Annotated in this window: 5 protein-coding genes; 3 read left to right on the plus strand and 2 right to left on the minus strand. The window is 62.9% G+C overall.

Annotation, left to right across the window (positions count from 1 at the left end; all coding sequences use genetic code 11):
- The 3 genes from EN984_RS27540 to EN984_RS27550 all read left to right on the plus strand — a co-directional run.
- Nucleotides 1-361 (plus strand): FliG C-terminal domain-containing protein (locus EN984_RS27540; protein ID WP_281057347.1); only part of this gene is annotated, 361 nt, incomplete at its 5' end.
- A gap of 9 nt (nt 362-370) precedes the next feature.
- A complete protein-coding gene (gene flhB / locus EN984_RS27545; protein WP_127268990.1) occupies nt 371-1,453 on the plus strand; it encodes a flagellar biosynthesis protein FlhB in 1,083 nt (360 codons plus the stop codon).
- Nucleotides 1,450-1,887: a hypothetical protein gene (locus EN984_RS27550; protein WP_127268991.1), complete on the plus strand. Its 438-nt coding sequence runs from the start codon at nt 1,450-1,452 to the stop codon at nt 1,885-1,887. The genes flhB and EN984_RS27550 overlap by 4 nt, the downstream gene beginning before the upstream one ends.
- Before the next feature lie 34 nt (nt 1,888-1,921).
- Here EN984_RS27550 and EN984_RS27555 read toward each other — a convergent pair whose 3' ends face one another.
- Complete coding sequence (locus EN984_RS27555; RefSeq protein WP_127271428.1) at nt 1,922-2,692, minus strand: helix-turn-helix transcriptional regulator; 771 nt, start codon at nt 2,690-2,692, stop codon at nt 1,922-1,924.
- The coding region (locus EN984_RS27560; protein ID WP_245480129.1) for a helix-turn-helix transcriptional regulator at nt 2,689-3,356 on the minus strand (668 nt) is incomplete at its 5' end. The genes EN984_RS27555 and EN984_RS27560, both read right to left, overlap by 4 nt.

Genomic DNA, 3,356 nt, shown 5'->3' on the forward strand with positions numbered 1-3,356 from the left:
ACAGGTCATGCAGGATCTGGAAGCAGCCGGCACGCCTGATCTCGACGGTGTGAGGGCTCGCCTGTTTGCTTTCGACGACTTGCCGTTGCTCACCCAGAAAGCCCGGGTGCTGCTGTTCGACGGGCTCTCGACCGAACTGGTCACGCTGGCCCTGCGCGGCACTTCGGCCGCACTCGCAGAATCGGTGCTGTCGGCCATCGGCGCCCGCTCGCGGCGCATGATCGAAGCCGAACTCGGACAGGGCTCGGACGGGGTCCCTCTCGCCGACATCACGGCGGCCCGCAAGACGATCGTTACGACGACGATCCGGCTGTCGCGCGAAGGCGCCTTCGAACTGCCCTCGACCCAAGACGCCGCCTAAGGCCGCGCCATGGCTGACGCGGTCGACAAGGATTCGAAAACCGAAGAGGCGACGGAAAAGAAGATCCGCGACACCATCGAACAGGGCAAACTGCCCCATTCGCGGGAGACAGCGCTCCTTGCCTCGTTCGTTGCCATCCTGGTGTTCACCGTCTTCTACGCCAAGGATGCGATCATCGATCTCGGCATGTTCCTGTCGATGTTCCTGGAGAAGCCGGAAGCCTGGCCGATGGACACCGAGACCGACGTCATCGCGCTCTACAAGATCGTCCTCCTCGAGGTTGGCCGCGCCATCCTGAGCCTGATGGTGCTGCTGACCGTCGCCGGCATCGGCGCCTCGGTGTTCCAGAACATGCCGCAATTCGTAGGCGAGCGGATCCGGCCGCAACTCTCGCGCATTTCGATCGCCAAGGGATGGAACAGGCTGTTCGGCATCCAGGGTTGGGTCGAGTTCCTGAAGTCACTCGGCAAGGTCGGGTTTGCCATCGTCGTGCTGAGCTTCACGCTGTCGGAAGACCACCGAAAGCTGCTCGCCGGGATGATCACCAATCCGGTCGCATTCGGTCTCGTCATCCGCGGCATCGCCGTCGACATCCTGGTGGCGATCGTCTTCGTCATGGGGCTGATCGCGGCAATCGACATCGTCTGGTCGCGCTTCCACTGGAAGCAGGATCTGCGCATGAGCAAGCAGGAGGTCAAGGACGAGTTCAAACAGTCCGAGGGCGACCCGATCGTCAAGTCGCGGCTGCGCTCGCTGGCGCGCGACCGGGCGCGCAAGCGGATGATGACGGCGGTGCCGCGCGCGACGCTGATCATCGCCAACCCAACGCACTTCTCGATCGCGCTGAAATATGTGCGCGACGAGGACTCGGCACCCATGGTGCTGGCCAAGGGGCAGGATCTGGTGGCGCTGAAAATCCGCGAGATCGCGCGGGAACACAACATCCCGGTCTTCGAGGACGTGGCGCTCGCCCGCTCCATGTACAAGCAAGTTTCGGTCGATAGTGTGATCCCGTCACAATTCTACCAGGCCGTCGCCGAACTGGTGCGGATCGTCTACTCGAAAAAGGCTGAGCGCAGACAGATTTCATGAACCGGCAACCACACGCAAAATCTCGCGAGATCATAGTCGCCAGCGCCATCGAGCAGGTGGTGGGGGAACTCAGGCTGATCGATGTCGCCGACTACATCGCCTTTATCCGGCTGGAGCATTTCGCGTGCCTGTCGGACCTGGTCGATTCAGCGGTCGAGTTGTTCTTCATGCCGGGCACTCTGCGGCTTGGCCATGGTGGTGAGGCGCATGTCGACTGGAGCGGCAGCCCGCGCATCGTGCTCGATCTGGAACTGAGGCCGCCCGGCGTCACCGTCTATTTCCAGCTGACGCTGAGCGAGCTCGGCGCTTCGGTGGCGGTCAACTACGTGTCGTTCGAGAAGCCGGGCGAAGACCCGGAGCACAATACGGCGCTGCTCGAGGCGGTGATCGAACAGGCGCGTATCCGCAAGGTCGAGCCGCTCGCCTATCGCTGACGTCGGTCGCTATCGAGCTGCCTGTCGAAAACCCCTATTCGATCAAGCCCAGCCGCAGCGCCTTGGCCACGGCCTGGTTGCGATTGACGGCGTTGAGCTTCTGGGTCGATTGGGTCAGATACTGGTTAGCGGTGTGCACCGATAGTTTCAGGAGCCGCGCGATCTCTTCGCTGGTGTTGCCGTTGGCGGTCAGCTTAAGGCATTCGAGCTCGCGCTTGGAGATTGCCCGCATGCGGCCGGTATCGCCCGGACGGATGCGGGCGACGGCGGCGAACAGCGAAAAGCAGCGGGCGTGTATTTCGTAGAGCGCATCCTGCTGCAAGGTCATCTCCGAGCCCAGGAATACGACAAGACCGCATTGGCCGCGGTCGGCGTGCACGGGAAAAGCGATGCCGCTGGTTCCGGGCACCAGCGCCGCCATCTGCTCGGTCCAGGCGAGAGTGGTAAACAGCTCCACCATGGCAAGGACGCCGTCATCCGTCCACCAGCGCGGTTCGGTCGAGAGGCGGGTGTGGCGCACGATCTCCTCGCCGTTGGCGCCTGAGATGAACTTGGTCGCCACGGCAATGCCCGGATAGTCGGAATCAAAGCATGGCACGAGCCGCGCCCGCTCGGGCGAGGGGCTTACGAAGAAGAGGCCGAAAGCCGAGGCATTCATGTCAACGGCGATCCAGCGGCAGCGGCGCACGGCATCGGGAATGGTGACCGCGTGATGGGTTTCGGAGCCAAGGGTGAAGGCTCCGAACGGGTTGCGCTGCTCGTTGAAAAGGGCTTCGGCCGTTTCCTTGATATCGGCGTGTTTCAAATGATGCCGCTCCTGATCGCCGTGGCGATGGCCATCGCGCGGTTGCTGGCCGCGAATTTCTGGATGGCGTGGGTGATGTAGCTGTTGACGGTGTTGGAGGAGACGCCAAGGATGACGGCGACCTCGTCGGTGGTCTTGCCTTCGGAAACCCAGAACAGGCATTCGCGCTCCCGATCCGACAACGGATCCTGCATGGCGGCAGCGGCAATCAGTTGCGGGATGTGCGAGAGCGCGTAGCAGCATTTCAGTTGCGCCCGCATCAACGCCGGCTGGTCGATGCTGCCGGCGGTCGCCGCAGAGAACAGGGCGAACAGGCGCTGGCGACCGACATTAAGGCGCAGCGAATAGATTTCGGCATGGCCGAGCACGTCGAGAAGGCGGGCTTCCTCTCCGGTGATCAATCCGTCTGTTTCTGGTGCCCGGGATGCCACGAGCGGATGTGGACGGATACCTGGCGCGACGGTGAGCGCGCCTTGCGCGAGCCCGGCGATCAGCCGCTTGCCGATCAGCTCGATGGCATCGAAAATCCAGTTGGAGGAGACGATGCGCGCATCGTTGCGGTCCTGGTCGTGGACAATGGCGACCAACATGTAGCTGTCGGCGCCGATCTCGGCGGTCAGTTGCATGAAAAAGCTGGGGAGATCGCCGCGCGACGTCAGGCGCG

The sequence above is a fragment of the Mesorhizobium sp. M7A.F.Ca.CA.004.12.1.1 genome (assembly GCF_003997835.1).
Lineage (GTDB): Bacteria > Pseudomonadota > Alphaproteobacteria > Rhizobiales > Rhizobiaceae > Mesorhizobium.

What these genes read in the sequence shown, in the direction of transcription:
- flhB (WP_127268990.1), top strand. Translation starts at nt 371, where the DNA reads ATGGCTGACGCGGTCGACAAGGATTCGAAAACCGAAGAGGCGACGGAA.
- EN984_RS27550 (WP_127268991.1), top strand. Translation starts at nt 1,450, where the DNA reads ATGAACCGGCAACCACACGCAAAATCTCGCGAGATCATAGTCGCCAGC.